This is a genomic window from Azospirillum sp. TSH58, assembly GCF_003119115.1.
Taxonomy (GTDB): domain Bacteria; phylum Pseudomonadota; class Alphaproteobacteria; order Azospirillales; family Azospirillaceae; genus Azospirillum.
Map to the genome: position 1 here is coordinate 2,146,484 of NZ_CP022364.1, position 24,062 is coordinate 2,170,545.

Sequence of the window (24,062 nt, forward strand, 5' to 3'; positions counted from 1 at the left end):
GGGCCTGTGCAACACGGGGACCCACCGGAAACGACGGGGCACGAATGGTGGTCGAAGCGGAGTCCAACCGGGAAACCGAGCTGAAGCTGGCCGTCAGGGCCGAAGACATGGCGAAGCTCCGGTCCTGCCCGGCGGTCGCATCCCGTGCCAAGGGGAAAGCCGGCACCAAGACCCTGGAAAGCACCTATTACGACACCACCGACCGGCGTCTGGCCGGGCGTCTGGTGACGTTGCGCGTGCGCAAGGTCGGCAACCAGCATCTCCAGACCGTCAAGGGCGCGGCGGAGCACGGCGAGCTTGGCCGGGCGGAGTGGGAGCACCCGGTCGCCGGCCCGGCCCCCGACCTGTCCGCGATCGAATCGCCGGAGGCGCTGGACCTGCTGGGCTCGATCAGCGCGGCGGAGCTGCAGCCGCTCTTCACCACGGTCATCCAGCGCACCGTCCGCGTGGTGACGGTGGGCGAGGGCGAGGCCGTCAGCCGCATCGAGGTCGCCTTCGACAGCGGCGAGATCCGCAGCCCCGACGGCGCCTCCATCCCCGTGTCGGAGGTGGAGCTGGAGCTTCTCGAAGGCTCCGCCGCCGCCCTCTACGATCTGGCGCTGGAGCTGGCCCAGGCCGCCCCGCTGCGGCTTGACCCGCGCACCAAGGCGGAGCGCGGCTACGCGCTGGCCGACGGCACGGTGGACAAGGTGGTCAAGGCGGGCAAGCTGGAGCTTCACCGCGATACCACGGTCGAGGGCGCGCTCGCCCGCATCCTGCGCTCCTGCATCGGCCACATGCTGGCGAACGAGGCCGTCACGCTGATCGGCGAGGACGCGGAGGGCGTCCACCAGATGCGCGTGGCGCTGCGCCGCCTGCGCTCGGCGCTCGCCCTGTTCAAGGATTTCATCCCCGCCGAGTCCTACGCGTGGCTGGTGGGGGAGGTGAAATGGCTGGGCGGCAGCCTCGGCCCGGCGCGCGACTGGGACGTCTTCCTGGCCGAGCTGCTGGAGCCGGTGAAGGACTCCTTCCACCGCGCCGACGGCCACGGCAAACCGCTCCAGGAGGACATCGACGCGCTCGCCGCGGCGGCGCGCGCGCGGCGCGACCGCGCCTACGAAGGGGTGCGCGAGGCCATCCGGTCGGACCGCTACACCGCCTTCCTGCTGCGGTTCGGCGCCTGGGTCGAGTCGCGGGGCTGGCGCGACCAGCCGGTCAGCGAGCATTCCGCCCGCCTGTTCGACCCGGTGGAGGATCTGGCCGACCATCTGCTGTCGCGCCGCGCCAAGAAGGCCCGCCGCGCCGGCCACGGCTTCGCCGGGCTGTCGGTGACCGAGCGGCACGAGCTGCGCATCGCCCTGAAGAAGCTGCGCTACGCGGCGGAATTCTTCCGCAGCCTCTACGACGACAAACCGGCCCGCCGCTACATCCAGGACCTGTCGGCCTTCCAGGACGCGCTGGGCCACCTGAACGACGTGGCGACGGCGACCCGCCTGCTGCACGAGCTGCACGACGACGGCAGCCGCCCCGAGCCGGGCGAGCCGCGCGCCGCCGGCATCGTCATCGGCTGGCACGCCCGTGGCGTGGCGGAGTCCGAGACGGCGCTGCGCGGCCTGTGGGAGGAGTTCGCCGACGCGAAAGCCTTCTGGTCAAAGCCCGACCGGGAGGGGTAATCTTCCCGCCCATGCGGACCATCCTCGTCGCCAACATCAAGGGCGGTTGCGGCAAGACCACGATCGCCACCCACCTCGCCGCCGCCTGCGCCGTCGCGGGCCACAGCACGGCGCTGGCCGACGTGGACCGCCAGCGCTCCTCGCTCGGCTGGCTGGCCCGCCGCCCCGCCACGGCCGCCGCCCTGGTGGGTCTGGACTGGGCGAAGGACCTGTCCGACGCGCCGAAGGGCATCCAGCGCCTCGTCATCGACGCGCCCGCCGCGCTGAAGACCAAGCAGATCGAGGATCTGGTGCGGATGGCCGACGTCGTCGTGCTGCCGGTGCTGCCCAGCGCCTTCGACGAGCAGGCGACGCAGCGCTTCCTCGGCAAGCTGGAGGAGCTGAAGTCGATCGCCAGGAACCGCAAGTCGGTGGCGGTGGTCGGCAACCGCCTGCGCGCCCGCACCAAGGCGGCGGACCGGCTGGACCAGTTCCTCGGCGGGGTCGGGCACAGCGTGGTGACGCGCCTGCGCGACAGCCAGATCTACGCCGACGCCGCGGCCTCCGGCCTCAGCCTGTTCGACCTGACCGGCAAGCGCGCCGCCGAGCACCGCGCCGACTGGGAACCGTTGCTCGCCTACATCGAGAAGGCGTGAGCCGGGAAGGCGCCGTTACACTCTGTTACGTTCCGCGGCGGCGCGGGACATCAAGCGGTTACAATCCGGCCCCATTTTGGCCGCATTCCGTTCAACCGCGAGCCGTCCCCCATGCCGTCCCTCACCTCCACCATCACCCGGCAGATCGTCACGCCGGTGACCATCGTCCTGTTCGTCGTCTCCACCGTCACCGGGATCATGCTGCTGCTGCACTGGAACGGCAATCTGGTGCGCTTCTCCCACGAATGGCTCAGCGTCGGCTTTTCCGCCATCGGCCTGTGGCATCTGGCGCGCAACTGGACGGCCTTCCTCCAGTATTTCAAGCGCAACGTGGCCCTGTCGGCCTTCGTGGTCAGCGTCGCCGGCTCGCTGGTCTTCACGGCGATGACCGGGACCCCGGCCTCCACCGGCGGGCCCGGCGCGATGATGCGGGCGGTGACGAACGCCCCGCTGGCGACGGTGGCGCCGGTTTTCGGCTTGGACGCCGACAAGGCCATCCAGGCGCTCAAGGCCGCCAACATCGAGGCGCAGCCCGGCGAGTCGCTGGCGGCCATCGGAACCCGTGCCGGGATGAACGCGGTGGGCGTCGCGAACATCCTCACCGCCGCGAAACCGCCCAAGCCGGCTTCAAACGGGCCGGCCTCGTAAGGTTTCGCTTCAGACCCGCGCCACGAGGAACAGCCGCTTGAAGGGAAACAGCGTGCTGCCGTCGGGGCGCCGGGGATAGGCGGCGTCCAGCCGGGCGCGGTAGGCCGCCAGGAAGGCGTCCAGCTTCGCGCCCTTCAGCGTGTCCAGGACGGGCAGCAGCGTCGTGCCGCGCGTCCAGTGCAGCACAGGGTCGTCACCCTCCAGAACCTGGAGATACTCCGTCTCCCAGAGGTCCAGGCGACGGGCGAGCGGGGCGAGCCAGCCGTAATAGACCTCGGGCGCGTGCACCGGGGCGGTGCGCAGGACCGGCCTCAGCCGGTCGGCCCAGGGGCCGTCCGCCGCCGTCTCGTAGAGCAGGCGGTGCGAGGGGGCTTCGAAGTTGCGGGGCATCTGCACGGCCAGCACCCCGCCGGGGGCCAGCGCCCGCAGCAGGTCCGGAAACAGCCGCTCATGCCCGTCCAGCCATTGCAGGGCGGCGTTGGAGATCAGCAGATCGACCGGCCGGTCAGGGCGCCAGACGCGCAGGTCGGCCTGGAGCCAGCGCACGCGGGACGGCGTCGCCCGCGCCCGTTCCAGCATGGCGGGGGAATTGTCGACCCCAAGCACCTCGGCCTCCGGCCAGCGCCCGGCCAGCAGACGGGCGAGCTGCCCGGCCCCGCAGCCGAGGTCGACCACCGTCCGCGGGGTCAGGGAGGGGAGCACCGCCACGAGGTCGTGGGCCGGGCGGCGGCGCCAGGACTCGAACCGCGCGTACTGCTCGGGGTCCCACGGCATGCCCGGCCTCCACCGGTTGAAGGAAGGTCGCGGTTATTCCTGCTCGCGCTGGCGGGCGATCTGCTCGTCCATGCGGTTGTAGTGCTTCGTCACCATCATGAAGATGGTCCCGATGCAGCCGATGGCCAGCAGCCAGCCGCCGTAATAGAACGCCGAATCCGCCGCGCGCGACGCCGCCAGCAGGCCGATGAACGCCATGAAGCCCAGGACACCCCCGGTGATCCACTTGCCCGTGCCTTCCAAAGTCCCGTTCCCTTCCTTCGCTGCCGGTCCCGCGCGGAGTGTCCGCCCGGCGGGATGCCGACGGGTTGACCGTGCCGCGAATTCTGGTGGAGCGGGCGCCGGAAATCAATCCGGGATGGGCGAATCCGATGTGGGCAATTCGCCCAACCGGGCCATGCCCGCCCCGGCCATGGCCTCCGGGGGAAGCTCCAGCGCGAAGACGGTGCCCGCCGCGGTGCTCTCCGCCAGCCGCAGGTCGCCGCCATGGGCGCGCAGCACCTCCCGCGCGATGGCGAGGCCCAGCCCGATGCCGCCCGCCCGCGCGGAGCCGGCGAAGGGCTGGAACAGGTTCTCCCGCGCCCGCGGCGGCAGGCCCGGCCCGTCGTCGGCCACCAGCAGGACCAGCCCACCGTCCGCCCGCTCCCGCGCCGTCACCGTCACCGCTCCGGCCCCCGCCTGCGCCGCGTTGCGTCCCAGATTGACCAGCGCGCGGGAAAGCTGGGCGGCGTCGGCGCGGACGGTCAGCCCCTCCGGCACGCGGTTGTCCCAGCGCAGCTCCGCCCGCTCCCCGTCCGGGCGAAGGGCGTCCGGGCGCAGGACGGCCAGCGCCGCGGCCCCGGCCTCCTCGACCAGCGGGCGCAGCGGCACCTCGGCCCGCGCCAGGGGCAGCAGGCCGTCGCGGGTGTAGGTCATGGTCTGGCCGCACAGCTCAACCGCCCGGTCGATCGAGGCCATCAGCCGCGGCGTGACCCGCCGCACCTCCGGATCGGCGCTCTCGGCCAGCCGCTCCGACAGCAGGGCGGCGGTGGACAGGATGGCGCGCAGGTCGTGGTTGATCTTGGCGACCGCGGTGCCCAGCGCGGCCAGCCGCTCGCGCTGGCGCAGGGCGCTGCGGATGGTGGCCTGCATGTCGGCCAGCTCGCGCTCGGCCACGCCGATCTCGTCGGTGCGGGCGCTGGGCTGGAAGGGCGGCGTGCCGTCGGGGTCGCGGCGGATGGCGACCAGCCCCTCGGTCAGGCGGCGCATCGGCCGCACCAGCAGCCGGGTCAGCGAGACGAAGACCAGCACCGCCGCGATCAGCGAGATCGCCACAGACAGCGCCAGGATTCGGCCCGAGAAATCGACCATCGCCCGGATCATCGGCCGCTCGTCGATCACCATCTCGACCTGGAAGGCGGGGTCCTTGGGCGACGGCCCGATCACCCGGATCACCCGGTCGCGGCTCTGGGCCAGCGCCATGAAGGCGTCGGCGGCCAGCCGGGGCGCCATGGTGGCGCGCAGGTCGAAGACGGCGTCCACCGTCGGCGGCATGGAGCGGGACAGCATGTAGACCCGGCTGTCCGGCCGGATCAGCTCCACCGCGTGGGCGCCGACATGGGCCAGCAATTCGTTCTGAAGCTCCATCGCCACCATCATGTCCGGCGTCGCCTCCACCGACAGGGCGGCGAGATGGGCGGCGGCCAGCCGCTCCTCCAGATAGGTCAGGCGGTAGCGCGCGATGGACGGCGTGTAGATCAGCACCTCCGCCAGCAGGACGAACAGCACGGTCAGCACCAGCAGCTTGGCCGACAGGCTTCTCGTGACGGGCGGCAGGGGCATGGGCGATGTCCGGTCCGGATTCCGGGGGCAAGGGATGCCGGAAGATAGGTCAGGCGGGGGCGGCTGCCTAGCCAACGCGGGACGGCTGCGGGGTTTTGTCCGGTTGAGGGCGTGGAACCGCCGGTCCATACTGGACCCTCCGAGCAGCCCGAAAAGGAGGGCAGGCCATGTCCATCCTGAGATTCGAAGCGGTCCTGCAGACCGACCGGACCGCCGCGCTGATGGCGGCGGCGGACGGAATCACCGGCAACGGCGGCTGGATCGTCGACCACACGCTGTTTTCCGACGTGATGGCGGTCATCGCCTTCTGCGTCCCCGCCAACCGCACGACGGCGCTCGGCGACGCGCTGTCCGCCGCCGGCATCCTGGTCAGCCCGCCGCTGCCGCCTTCCGTGCCGGAGACGGGCGAGGCGGCGGAGCGGGAGTTGCAGGGGCAGTTGACCCTGACCTTCGCCAAGGGCACCGGCGACCTGCGCCACGAGGTCCCAGCCTTCGAATGACGCCTTCGAATGACGCCTTCGAATGACCGCCGCGCTCCGTCCGGGGCCGCGCTCTCCTCTGGCGCGCCACTCCCAAGATTGGTAGTAGAACCGGCATGAGCGACCTTGCCCGTCACATCGACTCCCTGTCCCGCGCCAGCGTGCTGTGCGTCGGCGACGTCATGCTCGACCGATTCATCTACGGGTCGGTCGACCGCGTATCCCCCGAAGCGCCGATCCCCGTGCTGCGGATCGAGCGCGAGACGGCAATGCTCGGCGGCGCCGGCAACGTGGCCGCCAACGTCATGGCGCTGGGCGCCGGCTGCCGCTTCGTGTCGGTGGTGGGCGAGGACGCGGCGGGGCTGGAGCTGGTCCGCCTCGTGGCCAGGGAGACGGGCGACGGCGGCGGTCTGGTTGCCGAGCCGGGGCGCCAGACCACGGTCAAGACGCGCTTCATCGGCGGGCGCCAGCAGCTTCTGCGCGCCGACGCCGAGACCATCGCCGCCATCGGGTCGGAGGAGGAGGTGATGGTCGCCGCCCGCACCGGCATGCTGACGGTGGGCGCGGTGATCCTGTCCGACTACGGCAAAGGCGTGCTGACCGACGGGCTGGTCGCGCAGCTCATCCAGGCGGCGCGGGAGGCCGGGTTGCCGGTGGTGGTCGATCCCAAGGGCGATGATTTCGGGCGCTACCGCGGGGCCAGCGTGATCACGCCCAACCGCAAGGAGCTGATCCAGGCCACCGGCATGCCCGCCGACAGCGACGCCGAGGTCGAGGCCGCCTGCCGCTTCCTGCTGGAGACCTGCGGCATCGACGCGGTGGTCGCCACGCGCAGCGAGCGCGGCATGTCCGTGGTGACGCGCGACGGCGCCACCCATCTGCCGGCCAACGCGCGCGAGGTCTTCGACGTGTCGGGCGCCGGCGACACGGTGGTGGCGACGCTGACCTCGGCCCTGTCGGTGGGGGTGGAGCTGACCGACGCGGCACGGCTGGCCAATCTGGCCGCCGGGATCGTGGTGGGCAAGGTCGGCACCGCGGTCGTCCGCGCGCCGGAACTGCTGTCCGCCCTGCACGAGCAGGAGTGGCGCAGCGGCGAGGAGAAGGTCGACACGCTGGAGCAGGCCGTGGAGCGGGCGGCGCGCTGGCGCGCCCGCGGCAAGCGGGTGGGCTTCACCAACGGCTGCTTCGACCTGCTGCACCCCGGCCACATTTCGCTGCTGAACCAGGCCAAGGCGGCCTGCGACGTGCTGGTGGTGGGGCTGAACAGCGACGCCTCGGTGAAACGGCTGAAGGGCGAGACGCGCCCGGTGCAGACCGAGACGGCGCGGGCGACGGTGCTTGCCTCGCTGGCCTGCGTCGATCTGGTGGTGATCTTCGGCGAGGACACGCCGGAGGAGCTGATCCGCGCCCTGCGGCCCGACGTGCTGGTGAAGGGGGCGGATTACACCGTCGCCACGGTGGTCGGCGCCGGGTTCGTGCAGAGCTACGGCGGCAAGGTCGTGCTGGCCGACCTCGTGGACGGCCAGAGCACGACCAACACCATCAAGCGCATGCAGCGCTGAGCCCTGGCATACGGAAATCGGGGCGTTGAAACCCCGGAGCCGAAGCTCCGGGGCGTCCGCGCCGCGCGATCACATCTTCTTCTGGACGCTGTCCGACGAGCGCTCCACTGCGCGGCCGCCCGCCTGCACGTCCTGGCCCATGCCTTCGACGGTGTTGCAGGCGGCGAGGCTGGTGGTCAGGGCGGCACCCAGGGCGGCGAAAAGGACGAGCTTCTTCAGGCTACGCATGGCATTTTCCTCTTGAGGTCGAAAACAATCGGCTGAAAAACGCGAGAAACCCCCTCAAGGTTTCCGAAGACCCGCGATGCGGAAGGACAGTTCTCCACACTCAAACGGATAGGGGAGGGCGCGCATGTTCGAAGGGTTCACCCGCCACCGCATCGCCACCGACGGCGCCGAGATCCACACGCTGGTCGGGGGCGAGGGGCCGCCGCTCCTTCTGCTTCATGGCTTTCCGCAGTGCCACGCCCTGTGGAACCGGGTCGCGCCGCGGCTGGCCGAGCGCTTCACCGTGGTGCTGACCGACCTGCGGGGGTACGGTCAATCGTCGAAGCCGCCGGGCGATTCCGCGCACGAGACCTACTGCAAACGCACCAACGCGCGCGATCAGGTGGCGGTGATGGCGGCGCTGGGCTTCGACCGCTTCCGGCTGGCCGGGCACGACCGCGGCGCGCGGGTGGCCCACCGGCTGGTCCTCGACCATCCCGGCCGGGTGGAGCGGGTGGCCTTCCTCGACGTGGTGCCGACGCTGGAGGTCTTCGCCCGCATCGACCAGCGCATGGCGACCGCCTACTACCACTGGTTCTTCCTGATCCAGCCCAACAATCTGGCGGAACGGCTGATCGGGTCGGACCCCGACTTCTATCTGGGGCAGGTGCTCGGCTCCATCGGCAGCAGCGCCGACATCTTCGAGCCGGAGGCGATGGAGGCCTACCGCGCCGCCTTCCGCGACCCCGCCACCGTCCACGCCATGTGCGAGGACTACCGCGCCGCGGCCAGCATCGACCTGGAGCACGACCGCGAGGACCGGGCGGCGGGCCGCAAGGTCGACGGACCCGCCCTGTTCCTGTGGGGCCGCAACAGCGCGGTCGGTCGCCTCTACGACGACCCGCTGGGCATCTGGCGCGGCTACGCCCCGGCCATCGAGGGCCATGTGATGCCCGCCGGCCACTTCATCCCCGAGGAGGCGCCGGAGGAGACGGCGCGGGCGCTGCTGGAGTTCTTCTCCGGCTGATCCTCACGCCGCGCATCGCGGAACCGTCCCTTTGCCGGGGCCCGGACCTTCGTCCGGCCCGGCATCGAGGAAGGAGACACCGCTATGCGCTGCCAGCAGTTTTTGACCACCATCCAGGGCTGCGTCGCCAACGGCACCATCAATGGCCCGCGGGCCACGGTGCTGGCCCAGAACGCCAACATCCGCGGCGGCTGGGAGGGCTGGCTCCAGGCCGAGATCGCACACGGTTTCTTGAACGTTGCGGGCAACTGGACCTGCGACCGGGAATGGGCCTATCCATCCACCAACGTCGCGAATCCCTACCTGACCTACACGACGGTCGGCGGCCCGGCCTGGGGAGTCTCCAACAACGCCAACGCCGCCGCCCGCGCCGACTTCTATCTGCGCCGCAACACCGGGGTGGCCGACGACGTCTACATCGAACTGAAGTGCATCCTGCCCGCCCACGCCACGCCCATCCAGGACGCCTGGAACCGCTTCAACGCCGACGTCGTGAAGCAGCAGACCCTGCGCGGCGGCAACGCCGGCCTGAACTACGTCTCGCTCCTGGCGACCTTCGGCACCTTCCAGGCCGCGGACGTGGCGGGACCCAACCCGAATCTCGGCTGGTACTGGGCGGGCGGGCGCACCGCCTATGTGTACGATGTGGCGAACAATCAGGTCACCACCCTGGCGAACGTCGCCCAGGGCGGCGCGCCGCGCCTGTTCCTCGTCGCCGTTTCGGTGTGATGCGGCCGGGGCGGAAGCCCCGGTTCCCACCGTTTCGGCATGGGTTCCGGCTGTTCCCATGCCCGTCTTTCAACCCGGCATCCCTCCCCCCGGACGAACTGTCCCGTTGCCAGTTGGCGTGAGCGGCGGCATAAATCGGCGCGCGGCCCTCCCCGCTGGACGGGACGGCTTTTGGCAAACACAAAAATGGCGGAAGGAAAGCCCCAATGGCTGAAAGCACTTTCGACGTCGTCGTGGTCGGCGGCGGTCCCGGCGGGTATGTCTGCGCGATCCGTGCGGCGCAGCTCGGTTTCAAGGTCGCCTGCGTCGAGAAGCGCAGCGCGCTGGGCGGCACCTGCCTGAACGTGGGCTGCATCCCCTCCAAGGCGCTGCTCGCCGCGTCGGAGAAGTACGAGGAGGCCAAGCACGGCCTCGCCAAGTTCGGCATCAAGGTCGGCGGCGTCGAGCTGGACCTGCCGGGCATGCTGTCCCACAAGGACAAGGTCGTCAAAGAGAACACCGGCGGCATCGAGTTCCTGTTCAAGAAGAACAAGATCGCCTGGCTGAAGGGTGCCGGCCGCATCACCGCCCCGAACACCGTCGAGGTCGAGGGCGTCGGCACCATCACGGCGTCGAAGGCCATCGTCATCGCCACCGGCTCGGAAGTCACGCCGCTGCCGGGCATCGAGATCGACGAGCAGAAGATCGTCTCCTCCACCGGCGCCCTGGAGCTGCCGGAGGTGCCGAAGCGCCTCGTCGTCATCGGTGGCGGCGTGATCGGCCTTGAGCTGGGCTCGGTCTGGGGCCGCCTCGGCGCGCAGGTCACCGTGGTCGAGTTCCTGGACCGCATCCTGCCGACCATGGACGGCGAGGTGTCCAAGCAGATGCAGCGCATCCTCGGCAAGCAGGGCATGACCTTCAAGCTCGGCTCCAAGGTCACCGGCGCCAAGGTCACCAACACCGGCGTCACCCTGTCGGTCGAGCCCGCCGCCGGCGGCACCGCCGAGGAGGTCGAGGCCGACGTGGTGCTGGTCGCCATCGGCCGCCGCGCCTTCACCAACGGGCTGGGCCTCGACGCCGTCGGCGTCGAGACGGACAACCGCGGCCGCGTGAAGATCGGCAAGCATTTCGAGACCAACGTGCCGGGCATCTACGCCATCGGCGACGTGGTCGAAGGCCCGATGCTGGCCCACAAGGCCGAGGAGGAGGGCGTCGCGCTGGCCGAACTGCTGGCCGGCCAGGCGGGCCACGTCAACCACGACCTCGTCCCCGGCGTCGTCTACACCTGGCCGGAAGTGGCCGCGGTCGGCAAGACCGAGGAGGAGTTGAAGGCCGCCGGCGTCGCCTACAAGGCGGGCAAGTTCCCCTTCACCGCCAACGGCCGCGCCCGCGCCAGCGGCACGACCGACGGCTTCGTGAAGATCCTGGCCGACGCGCGCACCGACAAGGTGCTGGGCGTCCACATGGTCGGCCCGAACGTGTCGGAGATGGTCGGCGAACTGGCCGTGGCGATGGAGTTCAGCGCGTCCGCCGAGGACATCGCCCGCACCTGCCACGCCCACCCGACCCTGTCGGAAGTGACCAAGGAAGCCGCCCTCGCCGTGGACGGCCGCGCCCTGCACATCTAAGGCGCGTTTCTCTCCTCTCCCTCCCCTGCGAAGCGGGGGAGTCACTTTTTTTCTCCCTCCCCCGCGAAGCGGGGGAGGGTCGGGGAGGGGGCAATACGCCTCCCACCCTCCGACGCTACGGCGTCTTCTTCGCCCGCGGGTGGGCCGAGCGGTACACCTGCATCAGTTGCTCGCTCTCCACGTCGGTGTAGCGCTGCGTCGTCGACAGCGAGGCGTGGCCCAGCAGATCCTGGATCGCCCGCAGATCGCCGCCGTCCGCCAGCAGATGCGTGGCGAAGCTGTGCCGCAGCGCGTGCGGCGTCGCGGTCTCCGGAAGCCCCATCAAGCGGCGCAGGTCGCGCATCCGCCGCTGCGCGATGGCCGGGGCGAGCTGCCCGCCGCGCACCCCGACGAACAGCGGCGCGTCCGGCCCCTGACGGTAGGGGCAGGCGTCCATGTAGGCCCGCACCGCCTCCGTCACCGCCGGCAGCACCGGGACGATCCGTTCCTTGTTGCCCTTGCCGGTGACCCGCAGCGTCTCACCCAGCGGCGCCTCGCGGCGCGTCAGGTTCAGCGCCTCCGAGATGCGCAGGCCGCAGCCGTAGAGCAGGGTGAACAGCGCCCGGTCGCGCTTGCCGACCCATGGCTCGTCCGGCTCCTTCTCCGACTCTTCCAGCAGGCGGTCGGCGTCCAGCACGGTCAGCGGCTTCGGCGCCGGGCGCTTGATGCGCGGGCCGGAGAAGGTGTTGATCGCCGGGTTGTGCAGGCGGCCGTCGCGGTCCATCCAGCGGAACAGGTTGCGCACCGATGACAGGGCGCGCGACCGGCTGTTGGAGCCGATTCCCTTCATGGCGAGATGGGACAGCCAGGAGCGGAAATCCGTGACGGTCAGCGCGGCGAGGTCGTTCATCGACGGCGGCTTCGCCTGATAGCCGGTGATGAACTCCAGGAAGGTCGCGACGTCGCCGATGTAGGCGGTCAGCGTGTGGGGCGAGACGTTGCGCTCGCTCTCCATCCAGCGGCGCCAGTGCACCAGCGTGTCCTGCACGTCCGGCTGTGCGGCGAAGCCGAGGACGGGGTTCTGTTTTCCGGTCATGCGCTCATGTGGCTCAGGCCGGCAGTTCGAGCCAGCCGCGGATCACCCGCTCGACCACGCGGGCGAGGAAGCCGACCAGCTCGGTGCCCTGGCCGTTGTGGAAGCTGTCCGGCTCGCGGCTGCCGAAGGCCAGCATGCCCTCCGGCGTCTCGCTGGACACCTGGAGGCGGATCAGCAACTCCGACCGCACCAGCCCGGCGCCGGGGCCGTACAGCTCCGGGTCGCCCTGGATGTCGGCGTTCAGCGCCACGTCGGCCTTGCCCAGCCAGCGGTCGACGGTCCCCGGCTCGACCACCCGCACGCCGGAGGTCTGGACATGCGGGGTGTCGTGGCCGTTCGATTCGACGATCAGGCAGGCGACGTCCAGGTCGAGCAGCACCGCCAGATCGGTGGTGATGGTCTGGATGAGCTGCTCGAAGCTCTGGGCGTCGAGGAGAAACAGCACGGCCGCGTGGATGCGGTTCTGGCTGTTCATGTTGGCGCGCGAGGTGCCGATCAGCTCGCGCTGCTGGTCCTTCAGCAGGCGGACCTCGCCGCGCAGCCGCTCGACCATGTAGGCCTGCAGGTCCACCACCCCGCGCCCGCGGTCCTGCGACGGCGGGGTCAGGTGGTGGACCAGATCGCCGTGATGGACCAGGAAGTCGGGATGGTCCCGCAGGTAGGCGTGCACCTCCTCGGCGGTCGGCGCGTCCTTCCGGTGGGGGGTGTGTCCCGGCTCCCGGCCCATGCTTGCTGTCCTCAGAGGATGGACTGGCCGGTCTTCTGCCAGTCGGCCACGAACTGGGCCAGCCCCTTGTCGGTCAGCGGGTGGTTGAAGAGCTGCTTCAGCACCGACGGCGGGGCGGTGACGACATGCGCGCCCAGACGGGCGGAGTCGACGATGTGGATCGGGTTGCGGATCGACGCGACCAGCACCTCGGTCTTGAAGTAATCGTAGTTGCTGTAAATCTCCACGATGTCGGCGATCAGGCCCATGCCGTCCTGCCCGATGTCGTCCAGACGGCCGACGAAGGGCGACACGAAGCTGGCGCCGGCCTTGGCGGCCAGGATCGCCTGGGCCGGGGAGAAGCACAGCGTGACGTTGACCATCGTCCCTTCGGAGGACAGCGCCTTGCAGACCTTCAGGCCGGCCTGGGTCAGCGGAACCTTGACCGCGACGTTGTCGGCGATCTTGGCAAGCTTCTTTCCTTCCGCCAGCATGGTCTCGAAGTCGGTGGACGCCACCTCGGCGCTGACCGGGCCGCTCACCACATCACAAATTTCGGCCACGAGGTCGAGGAAGCTGCGACCGGACTTGGCGACGAGGGAGGGGTTGGTGGTAACACCGTCCAGCAGGCCGGTGTCGGCCAGATCGCGGATCTCGGCGATGTCGGCGGTGTCAACGAAGAACTTCATGACCTGGAATCCATACTTGCTGAGGAAGACCGTGCCCTGTTTCCCGGGATTCGCTGCCCGGCGTCGCGGCCAGGGGGCACTTTAGCCGATGCGTGAAAATTCCGCCAGATCCGGGGCCAGATCCGGAGATTCAGCGCAGGCTCTTCTGCCGGGCACGGTGCCGGTGGACGCGGACCCGCGCGTCCGCGTGCTGCTGCCGCTGCCGCTGCGCGAGGCCTACGATTACCGCGTGCCCGCCGGGATGACCCTCAACCCCGGCGACTATGTGGAGGTTCCGCTCGGGCCGCGCCGCGTGCTCGGCGTCGTGTGGGGCGACGGCGCCGGGGTGGTGGAGGCCGCCCGGCTGAAGCCGGTGGTCCGCCGCTTCGACGTGCCGCCGATGCCGGAGGTCGAACGCAAGTTCGTCGAGTGGGTCGCCGCCTACACCATGACGCCGCCGGGCCATGTGCTGCGCATGGCGATCAGCGTGCCCTCGGCGCTGGAGCCGGCGAAGGCGATGCTCGCCTATCTGCGCAAGCCGGACGCCGAGCCGCCGCCCGGCTTCAAGATGACCGACCCGCGGCGCCGCGTTCTCGCCCTGCTGGACGACGGCCCGCCGCGCACCCCGGCCGAGCTGGCGGAGGAGGCCGGCTGCGGCGTCACCGTGGTGCGCGGGCTGGCCGAGGCCGGGCTGCTGGAGCCGGTGCTGCTCCAGCCGACCAAGCTCGGGCGGCCCGACTGCCACCGCCCCGGCCCGACCCTCTCCGCCGACCAGGAGGCGGCGGCGGCGGACCTGCGCGCCCGCGTGGAGTCCGGCGTCTATTCCACCGTGCTGCTCGACGGTGTGACCGGCTCCGGCAAGACGGAGGTCTATTACGAGGCCATCGCCGCCGCCCTGAAGGCGGGCAAGCAGGCGCTGGTGCTGCTTCCGGAAATCGCCCTGTCGGCGCAGTGGCTGGAGCGCTTCGCCCGCCGCTTCGGCGCGCCGCCGGCGGAGTGGCATTCCGAACTGACCGGGGCGCAGCGCCGCGACACCTGGAGGGCCGTGGCCAACGGCGAGGTGCCGGTGGTGGTCGGCGCCCGCTCGGCCCTGTTCCTGCCCTACAAGAACCTCGGCGTCATCATCATCGACGAGGAGCACGACTCCGCCTACAAGCAGGAGGAGGGGTCGATCTACCACGCCCGCGACATGGCCGTGGCGCGGGCGCATCTCGGCGGCATCCCCACCGTGCTGGTCTCCGCCACGCCGTCGCTGGAGACCAAGGTCAACGCCGACAGCAACCGCTACGCCCGCATCGAGCTGCCGGGCCGTCACGGCGGCGCCGTGCTGCCCGACGTCGAGCTGGTCGACCTGCGCAAGGACCGGCCGCCGGCGCGCCACTGGCTGGCCCCGTCGCTGAAGAAGGCCATCGAGCAGACGCTGGCGGAGAAGGAGCAGGTGATGCTGTTCCTCAACCGCCGCGGCTACGCCCCGCTGACCCTGTGCCGGGCCTGCGGGCACCGGCTGCAATGCCCCAACTGCACGGCGTGGCTGGTCGAACACCGGCTGGCCCGCAAGCTCCAGTGCCACCATTGCGGCCTCTCCCAGCCTCTCTCCCCGACCTGCCCGGAATGCGGCGAGGAAGGGACGCTGGCCGCCTGCGGTCCCGGTGTGGAGCGCATCGCCGAGGAGGTGGCGGAGCTGTTCCCCGACGCCCGCGCCGCCATCATGGCGTCCGACACGCTGTTCGGCCCCCGCGCCATCCAGGAGATGGTCCGCCGGATCGCCGACCATGAGCTGGACATCCTGATCGGCACCCAGGTCATGGCGAAGGGCCACCATTTCCCCATGCTGACCCTGGTCGGGGTGGTGGACGCCGATCTGGGGCTGGCCGGCGGTGACCTGCGGGCGGGGGAGCGGACCTACCAGCTCCTCCATCAGGTGGCCGGGCGCGCCGGGCGCGGCGAGCGGCCGGGGCGGGTGATGCTGCAGACCTACATGCCCGAGCATCCGGTGATGCAGGCGCTGGCCGCCGGGGACCGCGACGGCTTCTATCAGCTGGAGGCGGAGATGCGGCTGGAGGCCGGGATGCCGCCCTTCGGACGGCTGGCCGCCCTGATCGTGTCGGGGGAGGATGCGGCGGCGGTGGAAAAGCTGTCCATCGCGCTGGGCCGCGCCGCGCCGCGCAGCGACACCGTCGCCGTGCTGGGTCCGGCCCCGGCGCCGCTCGCCCTGCTGCGCGGGCGCCATCGGCGGCGTCTGCTGCTGAAGGCGCCGCGCACCGTCCAGGTGCAACCCCTGATCGCGCAATGGCTGGAGCAGGTGGAAATTCCACCCAACGTGCGCGTGCAGGTGGACGTGGATCCCTACAGCTTCCTGTAGAGATGCGGTGCCCGCTAAGAAACGTCGGACTCCTGTAAAGGGGGGCTGCGACCGATTGTCCCTGCGCGCTCCGCAGGGCACCTGTGACGTTTGGTCCGTTGCGGCCGGCGGGTCATGGTATTACCAGAGTATGGAAGTCATCTTTCGCCGAGCGATCTCATGTCCAGGCTGCGCGGTCGTTTCCACCTCCCTACCTTGCTGACGGTTCTTCCGGTTCTCGCCCTGCTGGCGATCATCGCGCTGGCGGCGGGCGTGCCCGCCCAGACCCGGGGGACGGAGTCGGACGCCAAGGTGCTGCTCGACAAGACCAGCGGCTATCTGCGCCAGCACGGCGCGGACGCCGCGGCGGACGCCTTCGCCCAGCGGGACGGCGCGCTGATCGACCGCGACCTCTATCCGATGCTGATCGACCGCGACGGCGTGATGGTGGCCCATGGCTGGACGCCGTCGCTGAACGGCGCGAATCTCAGAGACCTGAAGGACGTCGACGGCAAGCCCTTCATCCAGGAGGCGCTGGACATCGTGGCGGAGCGGGATTCGGGCGCCGTCAGCTACAAATGGACGGATCCGCTGTCCGGCCAGATCGCGCCGAAGACGATGATCGTGCGCCGCATCGTTCTGGGCGGCGAGCCCTACCTGCTGTCGGTCGGCGTGTATCGCTGAAGGACGGCTTGAACGACGGCTTGATCGGCCGGGAATCGGCCGACTCGGACTTTTCCGAAGGGTGAAAAAGGCGCTCAGAGCACCGAGACGGAGCGGTCGGTCCGTGGGCGGGGGCGCCAGATCGACAGGCATTCGGAGGCGCTGCTTCCCGACCCGATGCCGTACCAGCCGGAGCGGTCGTTGAAGGACAGGCTGTAACGCCCGCGCCCGTCGCGCTCGAAGCGGAAGACCGGACGGTCCACGCCGGGGAGCAGAACGAGGAGCCGGTCATGCTCCCGGCCCGTTTCGCGGATGACCCCGGCCCAATGGCCAAGGCGCAGCTTCGGCTCGGCCACCGCCTCGAATTCGTTGAGGTCGGCGGGCGTGAAGCGGGCGCAGGAAAAGGCGACGACGGTCATGATTGGCCTGGGTTTGTCCTGTCAGACGGGCTGTGGGACGACCGTGCGCGTGAATGGTTAAACGGGTGTTAAGTAGGGCGTTAGGTCACAGTCTGGTCCCTGGACCGCCGCGGAACGGGACCCGGAAACACGGCCCCTGAAGAGAGTGGGGCCGGCCGACGCCGAGGTGATCCGCTGCGGTTGTGAAGTGGTATGCCCATTTCCAGCCCCCGCCGCCAAGAACCGACCCCACGCCGCAGGGGCGCAAAACGCCGCACGCAAGCCGCGCGCAAATTGTCCAGACCCCGTTGCGCAGGGCCTAATCCTGTGATATTGGACCGCTCGCTTTCGCGGGCTGGGCCGCCGCGATGTGGGTTTTGCCCTATTTAAGGCCCTGAAAATTCACCGTCTACCGAACTCAATTCGAGGGATCAGGTGGCAATCGAAGGTACAGGCGTTTCCGAACTCGCTACGCGCTACTCCATCGCGCTGTTCGAGCTTGCGGACGAGAACAAAGCGTTGGATCAGGTCGCGAGCGATCTGGTTGCGCTGAAGCAAATCCTGGCTGAGAGCGCCGACCTTCGCCGCCTCGTCCGCAGTCCCGTGATCAGCCGCGCCGACCAAGGCCGGGCGATGGCCGCGGTTCTGGACCGCGCCGAAGTGTCCGATCTGACCAAGCGTTTCATCGGGCTGGTGGCCAAGAACCGCCGCCTGTTCGCGCTGGAAGGCATGATCGAAGGCTATCTCGCCGAGCTGGCCCGCCGTCGCGGCGAAGTGACCGCCCAGGTCACCTCCGCCCAGCCGCTGAGCGACGCTCAGCTGGCCGCGGTCACCGACGCGCTGAAGGCGTCGATCGGCTCCAAGGTGTTGGTCAACACCGCGGTCGATCCCGCGCTGATCGGGGGCATGATCGTTAAGTTCGGCTCGCGCATGGTCGACACCTCGGTGCGCACGAAGCTGAACAAATTGCAACTCGCCATGAAGGCCTCAGGGGGATCAGTCTGATGGATATCCGCGCCGCAGAAATCTCTGCGATCCTCAAGCAGCAGATCGCGAATTTCGGGACCGAGGCGGACGTCGCCGAGGTCGGCCAGGTCCTCTCGGTGGGTGACGGCGTCGCCCGCGTGCACGGCCTGGACAACGTGCGCGCCGGCGAGATGGTCGAGTTCCCCGGTGGCATCAAGGGCATGGCGCTGAACCTCGAGACCGACAACGTCGGCGTCGTGATCTTCGGCACCGACAGCGAGATCAAGGAAGGCGACACCGTCAAGCGCACGGGCACCATCGTGGACGTGCCGGTCGGCAAGGGTCTGCTGGGCCGCGTCGTGGACGGCCTGGGCAACCCGATCGACGGCAAGGGCCCGCTGGTGGACGTCACCCGCACCCGCGTCGAGGTCAAGGCCCCCGGCATCATCCCGCGCAAGTCGGTGCACGAGCCGATGCAGACCGGCCTGAAGGCCGTCGACAGCCTGGTGCCGATCGGCCGCGGCCAGCGCGAGCTGATCATCGGTGACCGCCAGACCGGCAAGACCGCCGTCGTCATCGACACCTTCCTGAACCAGAAGCCGATCAACCAGGGCGACGACGAGAGCAAGAAGCTCTACTGCATCTACGTCGCCGTCGGTCAGAAGCGCTCCACCGTCGCCCAGATCGTCAAGACCCTGGAAGACGCCGGCGCCCTGGAATACTCCATCGTCGTCGCGGCCACCGCGTCGGAGCCGGCCCCGCTGCAGTTCCTGGCGCCCTACACCGGCTGCACGATGGGCGAGTACTTCCGCGACAACGGCATGCACGCCCTGATCGTGTACGATGACCTGTCCAAGCAGGCCGTCGCCTACCGTCAGATGTCGCTGCTGCTCCGCCGTCCGCCGGGCCGCGAAGCCTACCCGGGCGACGTGTTCTATCTCCACAGCCGCCTGCTCGAGCGCGCCGCCAAGATGGGCGACGCCCACGGCAACGGCTCGCTGACCGCCCTGCCGGTCATCGAGACGCAGGCCGGCGACGTGTCGGCCTACATCCCGACGAACGTGATCTCGATCACCGACGGCCAGATCTTCCTCGAGACGGGCCTGTTCTATAAGGGCATCCGTCCGGCCATCAACGTCGGCCTGTCGGTGTCGCGCGTCGGCTCCGCCGCCCAGATCAAGGCGATGAAGCAGGTCGCGGGCACCATCAAGATGGAGCTGGCCCAGTACCGCGAGATGGCTGCCTTCGCGCAGTTCGCCTCGGACCTCGACGCCGCCACCCAGCGCCTGCTGGCCCGCGGCGCCCGTCTGACCGAGCTGCTGAAGCAGCCGCAGTTCCAGCCGCTGCCGGTCGAAGAGCAGGTCGTGTCGATCTTCTCGGGCGTGAAGGGCTATCTCGACAAGATCAAGGTCGAGGACGTCAACCGCTTCGAGCAGAAGTTCCTCGCCGAGGTCCGCTCCAAGGGGGCCGACATCCTGGCGACGATCCGCAACGAGAAGCAGATCACCTCTGCGACCGAGGAGCGCCTGAAGGCCTTCCTCGACAACTTCTCCAAGGTGTTCGTCTGATCGACGGCGGGGGCGCAGTCTCTGCGCCCCGTCCGTCAACCCGAACGACCCCGAGCGGAATGAAGGGCCGGCATGCCTAACCTCAAGGACCTAAAGAACCGGATCGCCAGCGTCCAATCGACGCGGAAGATCACCTCGGCGATGAAGATGGTCGCCGCCTCCAAGCTCCGCCGTGCGCAGGAGCAGGCGGAAGCCGGTCGTCCCTACGCCGAGCGCATGGGCCGCATGCTGGCCTCTCTCGCGGCCAACGTGCAGGACTCGGGCAACGGCCCGAAGCTGATGACCGGCACCGGTTCCGATCAGGTGCATCTCCTCGTCATCATCAGCTCCGACCGTGGCCTGTGCGGCGCCTTCAACGGCGCCATCGTCCGTGAGTCCCGCCGCCAGATCCAGCGCCTCCAGTCGGAAGGCAAGACGGTCAAGCTGCTCACCGTCGGCCGCAAGGCCCGCGACCAGCTGCGCCGCGAGTACGGCTCGCTGATCGTCGAGACCTACGAGGATGTGGGCCGCCGCAAGCTGTCCTTCGCCGACGCCGATGTCGTCGCGCAGAAGGTTCTGGCGATGTACGACGCGGGCGAGTTCGACGTCTGCTCGGTGATCTTCAACAAGTTCAAGTCGGCGATCTCCCAGATCGTGACCGTCCAGCAGCTCGTTCCCTTCGCCGTCGAGGCGCAGGCGGAAGAGGAGGCCGCGGGCGCCGAGGTCAAGGCGATCTACGAGTTCGAGCCCGACGAGGAGCAGATCCTCGCCGAGCTGCTGCCGCGCAACCTGTCGATCCAGGTCTACCGCGCCCTCCTGGAAAGCGCCGCGTCCGAACAGGGCGCCCGCATGACCGCGATGGACAACGCGACGCGCAACGCCGGCGACATGATCAACAAGCTGACGATCACCTACAACCGCACGCGCCAGGCCTACATCACCAAGGAGCTGATCGAGATCATCTCCGGCGCCGAGGCGGTTTAAGGGCGCAGCGTTCGCGGTCGATACGTTCGCAGTCGATACGACGGCACATCCGACAATTATCGAGTTCCGAGGGAGCTTTACTCCATGGCCACCACCACCCAGGCGACGAACGCCGTCGGCAAGATCACGCAGGTCACGGGCGCCGTTGTCGACGTCCAGTTCGACGGCGAGCTGCCGGCCATTCTGAACGCTCTGCACACCCAGAACGACGGCAAGACCCTCGTGCTCGAGGTTGCCCAGCACCTCGGCGAGAGCACCGTCCGCGCCATCGCCATGGACAGCACCGACGGCCTGGTCCGCGGCGCCGAAGTGACCGACACCGGCGCCCCGATCGCCGTGCCGGTCGGCCCGGCCACCCTCGGCCGCATCATCAACGTGATCGGTGAGCCGATCGACGAGCGCGGCGACGTCGGCGCCGAGCGCACCCTGCCGATCCACCGTGCGGCCCCGGACTTCGTCGAGCAGTCGACGGACGCCGAAGTGCTGATCACGGGCATCAAGGTCATCGACCTGCTGGCTCCCTACGCCAAGGGCGGCAAGATCGGCCTGTTCGGCGGCGCCGGCGTGGGCAAGACCGTGACCATCATGGAGCTGATCAACAACGTCGCGAAGGCGCACGGCGGCGTGTCCGTGTTCGCGGGCGTCGGCGAGCGCACCCGTGAGGGCAACGACCTCTACCACGAGATGATCGAGTCGGGCGTCATCAAGCTCGACGGCCCGGGCTCCAAGGTGGCCCTGGTGTACGGCCAGATGAACGAGCCGCCGGGCGCCCGCGCCCGCGTCGCCCTGTCCGGCCTGACCCTCGCGGAGTACTTCCGCGACGAGGAAGGCCAGGACGTGCTGTTCTTCGTGGACAACATCTTCCGCTTCACGCAGGCCGGTTCGGAAGTGTCGGCTCTGCTGGGCCGCATCCCGTCGGCGGTGGGTTACCAGCCGACGCTGGCCACCGACATGGGCGCCCTGCAGGAGCGCATCACCTCCACGAAGAAGGGTTCGATCACCTCGGTGCAGGCCATTTACGTGCCCGCCGACGACCTGACCGACCCGGCCCCGGCCACCTCCTTCGCCCACCTGGACGCCACCACGGTGCTGTCGCGTTCGATCGCCGAAATGGCGATCTTCCCGGCGGTGGACCCGCTGGACTCGACCAGCCGCATCCTGGACCCGCGCGTCGTCGGTGAGGAGCACTACACCGTCGCCCGTTCGGTGCAGCGCGTTCTGCAGACCTACAAGTCGCTGCAGGACATCATCGCGATCCTGGGCATGGACGAGCTGTCGGAAGAGGACAAGCTGGTCGTGGCCCGCGCCCGCAAGATCCAGCGCTTCCTGTCGCAGCCGTTCCACGTCGCCGAGGTGTTCACCGGCACCCCGGGCGTGCTCGTCAGCCTGGAAGACACCATCAAGGGCTTCAAGGGCATCGTGAACGGCGACTACGACCACCTGCCGGAAGCGGCCTTCTACATGGTCGGCACCATCGACGAAGCCATCGCCAAGGCGAAGAAGCTGGCCGCCGAAGCCGCCTGATCAGGGTCGGCTGAGGTTCGGTAACGAGGCTAACCCTCTCCTCCGCCCGCGCGGGGGAGGGGGTTCTTATGAAGAGGCACCAGGAAACCCATGGCCGATAAAGTCGAATTCGAGCTGGTCTCCCCGGAGAAGCTGCTGACCTCGCAGCCCGTCGACATGGTCGTGGTGCCGGGTTCGGAAGGTGACTTCGGCGTCCTCGCCGGCCACTCGCCGATGATTTCGACCGTCCGTCCGGGCGTGATCGACGTCTACGAGGCCGACCGCGTGGTCGACCGGGTGTTCGTCGCCGGCGGCTTCGCCGAGGTGACCGAGACCCGCTGCACCGTCCTGGCCGAGGAGGCCATCGCGGTGGCCGAGATCGACCGCGGCAAGGTCGAGCAGCAGATCCGCGACCTGAGCGAGGATCTGGAAGACGCCAAGTCCGACGACGAGAAAGCCCGCGTGGAGGCGAAGATCGCCATCGCCCGCGCCAAGCTCGACGCGACCGGCGCGACCACGCACTGACACCGGGCACGGCCCGGCGGCGGCGACCGCCGGCTGGGCCGTTTCCGTTGCATTGCGCCATCGCAGCCATACATAGTGTCCCCTAGGGGATCGAACGCCTCCCGGCCCGTCCGTCGAGGCGTTTTTGTTTTTATCGTCCTATTCTCCGTCAGAGCGTGGAACAACCGGCCCGGAACGGCGGCCAGCAGCGGGAGTGGAGTGTGGCGTTGCATTGGAAATACGAAGAGCTTCCCTGGGATCAGTTGGACCATACGAAGGTCGATCCCGATCTCGTCCCGCTCATCAAGGCGGCGGCCCTGGTGGAGTTCAACGCCGACGACTACACGGCCTATCTCTGCAACGTCTTCCACGACGATCCCGAGTTCCAGGAGGTCGCGCACGGCTGGGCGGTCGAGGAGGTCCAGCACGGCCGCGCGCTCGGCAAATGGGCGGAACTGGTCGATCCGACCTTCGACTTCGACCGGGCCGTCGAGCGCTTCCGCGCCGGCTACAAGGTGCCGATCGACCTCAACGCCTCGGTCCGCGGCTCGCGCACCGGCGAGATGATCGCCCGCTGCATGGTCGAGACCGGCACCAGCAGCTATTACGCGGCCATCGGCGACTCGACGGACGAGCCGGTGCTCAAGCTGATCTGCAAGAACATCGCCGCCGACGAGCTGCGCCACTTCAAGCTCTTCTACACCTACACGAAGAAGTATCTGGAGCTGGAGCAGCTCAACAAGTTCCAGCGGCTCAAGGTGGCGCTGTCGCGCATCGGCGAGTCGGAGGACGACGAGCTGGCCTACGCCTACTACGCGGCCAACGCGCCGGAGGGCGAGCCCTACGCGCACAAGACCTACAATCAGGCCTACATGCGCCGCGCCTACGGCCGCTACCAGCCCAAGCATGTCGACCGGGCGGTGGCGATGGTTTTCAAGGCCTGCGGGCTGAAGCCGCACACCCGCTTCTACAGCGTCGCCGCCCGCGGCGCCTGGTGGCTGATCGAAAGCCGCGCCAAGCGGCTGGCCAAGGTCGCGTAAGAAAAAAGGCCGGACGCGGCGGGGTTCAGCCCCGCCGCAGCGCCGCGATGACCGGGGCGAATTCCGCCAGCACCGACTCGTAGACCGGGCGTTTGAAGGGCACGATCAGACCGGGCAGGTCGTCGGCGTCGACCCATTTCCAGGCGTCGAACTCCGGATGCTCGGTGGCGAGGTCGATGTCGGAATCCGCGCCGGTGAAGCGCGCGGCCAGCCAGACCTGCTCCTGACCGCGCCAGCGGCCCTTCCAGACCTTGCCGATCAGATGGTCGGGCAGGTCGTAGCGCAGCTTCTCCGCCGTCTCGCCGAGGATCTCGGCCTTGTCGGTGCCGATCTCCTCCTTCAGCTCGCGCAGGGCGGCCTCGTGGACGCCCTCGCCCTCGTCGATGCCGCCCTGGGGCATCTGCCAGGCGTCCTTGCTGTCGCAGCGCCGGGCCACGAAGACCTGCCCGCGGTCGTTCAGCAGCATCACCCCGACGCAGGGGCGGTAGGGGAGGGACTCGCGGTCGATGACCTTCTTGCTCATGCG

Annotated in this window: 25 protein-coding genes; 16 read left to right on the forward strand and 9 right to left on the reverse strand. The window is 69.4% G+C overall.

What is annotated here, in order from left to right; all coding sequences use genetic code 11:
* Window positions 1–44: 44 nt before the first annotated feature.
* The 3 genes from TSH58p_RS13680 to TSH58p_RS13690 all read left to right on the forward strand — a co-directional run bounded on the left by TSH58p_RS13680 (window position 45) and on the right by TSH58p_RS13690 (window position 2,935).
* Window positions 45–1,652: a CYTH and CHAD domain-containing protein gene (locus TSH58p_RS13680; protein ID WP_109070499.1), complete on the forward strand. Its 1,608-nt coding sequence runs from the start codon at window positions 45–47 to the stop codon at window positions 1,650–1,652.
* 11 nt (window positions 1,653–1,663) lie between these two features.
* On the forward strand, window positions 1,664–2,287 hold the full coding sequence (locus TSH58p_RS13685) for a ParA family protein (protein ID WP_109070498.1): 624 nt from the start codon (window positions 1,664–1,666) through the stop codon (window positions 2,285–2,287).
* A gap of 111 nt (window positions 2,288–2,398) precedes the next feature.
* Window positions 2,399–2,935 carry a DUF4405 domain-containing protein gene (locus TSH58p_RS13690; RefSeq protein ID WP_109070497.1) on the forward strand — a complete coding sequence of 179 codons (537 nt, stop codon included), beginning with the start codon at window positions 2,399–2,401 and terminating at the stop codon, window positions 2,933–2,935.
* Window positions 2,936–2,944: 9 nt separating this feature from the next.
* On the opposite strand, the gene TSH58p_RS13695 is transcribed toward TSH58p_RS13690, so the two are convergent.
* The 3 genes from TSH58p_RS13695 to TSH58p_RS13705 all read right to left on the reverse strand — a co-directional run bounded on the left by TSH58p_RS13695 (window position 2,945) and on the right by TSH58p_RS13705 (window position 5,530).
* Window positions 2,945–3,709 carry a methyltransferase domain-containing protein gene (locus TSH58p_RS13695; protein ID WP_109070496.1) on the reverse strand — a complete coding sequence of 255 codons (765 nt, stop codon included), beginning with the start codon at window positions 3,707–3,709 and terminating at the stop codon, window positions 2,945–2,947.
* 33 nt (window positions 3,710–3,742) lie between these two features.
* Complete coding sequence (locus TSH58p_RS13700; protein ID WP_158282616.1) at window positions 3,743–3,907, reverse strand: hypothetical protein; 165 nt, start codon at window positions 3,905–3,907, stop codon at window positions 3,743–3,745.
* 150 nt (window positions 3,908–4,057) lie between these two features.
* Window positions 4,058–5,530 (reverse strand): HAMP domain-containing sensor histidine kinase, encoded by a 1,473-nt coding sequence (locus tag TSH58p_RS13705; RefSeq protein ID WP_109070494.1) that lies wholly within the window; start codon window positions 5,528–5,530, stop codon window positions 4,058–4,060.
* Between the two features lie 167 nt (window positions 5,531–5,697).
* On the opposite strand from TSH58p_RS13705, the gene TSH58p_RS13710 reads away from it, so the two are divergent.
* Both TSH58p_RS13710 and rfaE1 read left to right on the forward strand, forming a co-directional pair.
* Window positions 5,698–6,030 (forward strand): hypothetical protein, encoded by a 333-nt coding sequence (locus tag TSH58p_RS13710; RefSeq protein ID WP_109070493.1) that lies wholly within the window; start codon window positions 5,698–5,700, stop codon window positions 6,028–6,030.
* Window positions 6,031–6,125: 95 nt separating this feature from the next.
* Window positions 6,126–7,571: a D-glycero-beta-D-manno-heptose-7-phosphate kinase gene (rfaE1, locus tag TSH58p_RS13715; protein ID WP_109070492.1), complete on the forward strand. Its 1,446-nt coding sequence runs from the start codon at window positions 6,126–6,128 to the stop codon at window positions 7,569–7,571.
* 69 nt (window positions 7,572–7,640) lie between these two features.
* On the opposite strand, the gene TSH58p_RS13720 is transcribed toward rfaE1, so the two are convergent.
* Window positions 7,641–7,799 (reverse strand): entericidin A/B family lipoprotein, encoded by a 159-nt coding sequence (locus tag TSH58p_RS13720; RefSeq protein WP_038526216.1) that lies wholly within the window; start codon window positions 7,797–7,799, stop codon window positions 7,641–7,643.
* Window positions 7,800–7,923: 124 nt separating this feature from the next.
* Between TSH58p_RS13720 and TSH58p_RS13725 the strand changes: the two genes are divergently transcribed.
* From TSH58p_RS13725 to lpdA, 3 genes are all read left to right on the forward strand, one after another.
* Window positions 7,924–8,805 (forward strand): alpha/beta fold hydrolase, encoded by an 882-nt coding sequence (locus tag TSH58p_RS13725; protein WP_109070491.1) that lies wholly within the window; start codon window positions 7,924–7,926, stop codon window positions 8,803–8,805.
* Between the two features lie 84 nt (window positions 8,806–8,889).
* On the forward strand, window positions 8,890–9,534 hold the full coding sequence (locus TSH58p_RS13730) for a hypothetical protein (RefSeq protein ID WP_109070490.1): 645 nt from the start codon (window positions 8,890–8,892) through the stop codon (window positions 9,532–9,534).
* Window positions 9,535–9,740: 206 nt separating this feature from the next.
* The gene (lpdA, locus tag TSH58p_RS13735; protein WP_109070489.1) at window positions 9,741–11,141 is read left to right on the forward strand and encodes a dihydrolipoyl dehydrogenase; all 1,401 of its coding nucleotides are present in this window, start codon (window positions 9,741–9,743) and stop codon (window positions 11,139–11,141) included.
* A gap of 115 nt (window positions 11,142–11,256) precedes the next feature.
* On the opposite strand, the gene TSH58p_RS13740 is transcribed toward lpdA, so the two are convergent.
* The 3 genes from TSH58p_RS13740 to fsa are packed head-to-tail and all read right to left on the reverse strand — an operon-like array spanning window position 11,257 to window position 13,611.
* Window positions 11,257–12,216, reverse strand: coding sequence for a tyrosine recombinase XerC (locus TSH58p_RS13740; RefSeq protein WP_109070488.1), 960 nt, complete (start codon window positions 12,214–12,216; stop codon window positions 11,257–11,259).
* 13 nt (window positions 12,217–12,229) lie between these two features.
* Window positions 12,230–12,943: a DUF484 family protein gene (locus TSH58p_RS13745; RefSeq protein ID WP_109070487.1), complete on the reverse strand. Its 714-nt coding sequence runs from the start codon at window positions 12,941–12,943 to the stop codon at window positions 12,230–12,232.
* A gap of 11 nt (window positions 12,944–12,954) precedes the next feature.
* On the reverse strand, window positions 12,955–13,611 hold the full coding sequence (gene fsa / locus TSH58p_RS13750; RefSeq protein WP_109070486.1) for a fructose-6-phosphate aldolase: 657 nt from the start codon (window positions 13,609–13,611) through the stop codon (window positions 12,955–12,957).
* Between the two features lie 88 nt (window positions 13,612–13,699).
* On the opposite strand from fsa, the gene TSH58p_RS13755 reads away from it, so the two are divergent.
* Window positions 13,700–15,952 carry a primosomal protein N' gene (locus TSH58p_RS13755; protein ID WP_109070485.1) on the forward strand — a complete coding sequence of 751 codons (2,253 nt, stop codon included), beginning with the start codon at window positions 13,700–13,702 and terminating at the stop codon, window positions 15,950–15,952.
* 195 nt (window positions 15,953–16,147) lie between these two features.
* On the forward strand, window positions 16,148–16,615 hold the full coding sequence (locus tag TSH58p_RS13760) for a cache domain-containing protein (RefSeq protein WP_247895502.1): 468 nt from the start codon (window positions 16,148–16,150) through the stop codon (window positions 16,613–16,615).
* 74 nt (window positions 16,616–16,689) lie between these two features.
* On the opposite strand, the gene TSH58p_RS13765 is transcribed toward TSH58p_RS13760, so the two are convergent.
* A complete protein-coding gene (locus TSH58p_RS13765; protein WP_109070484.1) occupies window positions 16,690–17,013 on the reverse strand; it encodes a hypothetical protein in 324 nt (107 codons plus the stop codon).
* A 414-nt stretch (window positions 17,014–17,427) separates the two neighbouring features.
* Between TSH58p_RS13765 and TSH58p_RS13770 the strand changes: the two genes are divergently transcribed.
* From TSH58p_RS13770 to TSH58p_RS13795, 6 genes are all read left to right on the forward strand, one after another.
* Window positions 17,428–17,997, forward strand: coding sequence for a F0F1 ATP synthase subunit delta (locus tag TSH58p_RS13770; RefSeq protein WP_109070483.1), 570 nt, complete (start codon window positions 17,428–17,430; stop codon window positions 17,995–17,997).
* Window positions 17,997–19,526 (forward strand): F0F1 ATP synthase subunit alpha, encoded by a 1,530-nt coding sequence (gene atpA, locus TSH58p_RS13775; protein ID WP_035671446.1) that lies wholly within the window; start codon window positions 17,997–17,999, stop codon window positions 19,524–19,526. Before TSH58p_RS13770 ends, atpA begins: the two co-directional genes overlap by 1 nt.
* Window positions 19,527–19,598: 72 nt before the next feature.
* The gene (locus TSH58p_RS13780) at window positions 19,599–20,489 is read left to right on the forward strand and encodes a F0F1 ATP synthase subunit gamma (RefSeq protein WP_109070482.1); all 891 of its coding nucleotides are present in this window, start codon (window positions 19,599–19,601) and stop codon (window positions 20,487–20,489) included.
* Between the two features lie 84 nt (window positions 20,490–20,573).
* On the forward strand, window positions 20,574–22,013 hold the full coding sequence (gene atpD, locus TSH58p_RS13785; protein ID WP_109070481.1) for a F0F1 ATP synthase subunit beta: 1,440 nt from the start codon (window positions 20,574–20,576) through the stop codon (window positions 22,011–22,013).
* A gap of 90 nt (window positions 22,014–22,103) precedes the next feature.
* Window positions 22,104–22,517: a F0F1 ATP synthase subunit epsilon gene (locus TSH58p_RS13790; protein WP_109070480.1), complete on the forward strand. Its 414-nt coding sequence runs from the start codon at window positions 22,104–22,106 to the stop codon at window positions 22,515–22,517.
* 200 nt (window positions 22,518–22,717) lie between these two features.
* The gene (locus TSH58p_RS13795) at window positions 22,718–23,536 is read left to right on the forward strand and encodes an acyl-ACP desaturase (RefSeq protein ID WP_109070479.1); all 819 of its coding nucleotides are present in this window, start codon (window positions 22,718–22,720) and stop codon (window positions 23,534–23,536) included.
* Window positions 23,537–23,561: 25 nt separating this feature from the next.
* Here the strand turns inward: TSH58p_RS13795 and TSH58p_RS13800 are convergent, their stop codons facing one another.
* Window positions 23,562–24,059 carry an RNA pyrophosphohydrolase gene (locus tag TSH58p_RS13800; protein ID WP_109070478.1) on the reverse strand — a complete coding sequence of 166 codons (498 nt, stop codon included), beginning with the start codon at window positions 24,057–24,059 and terminating at the stop codon, window positions 23,562–23,564.
* Window positions 24,060–24,062: the final 3 nt, after the last annotated feature.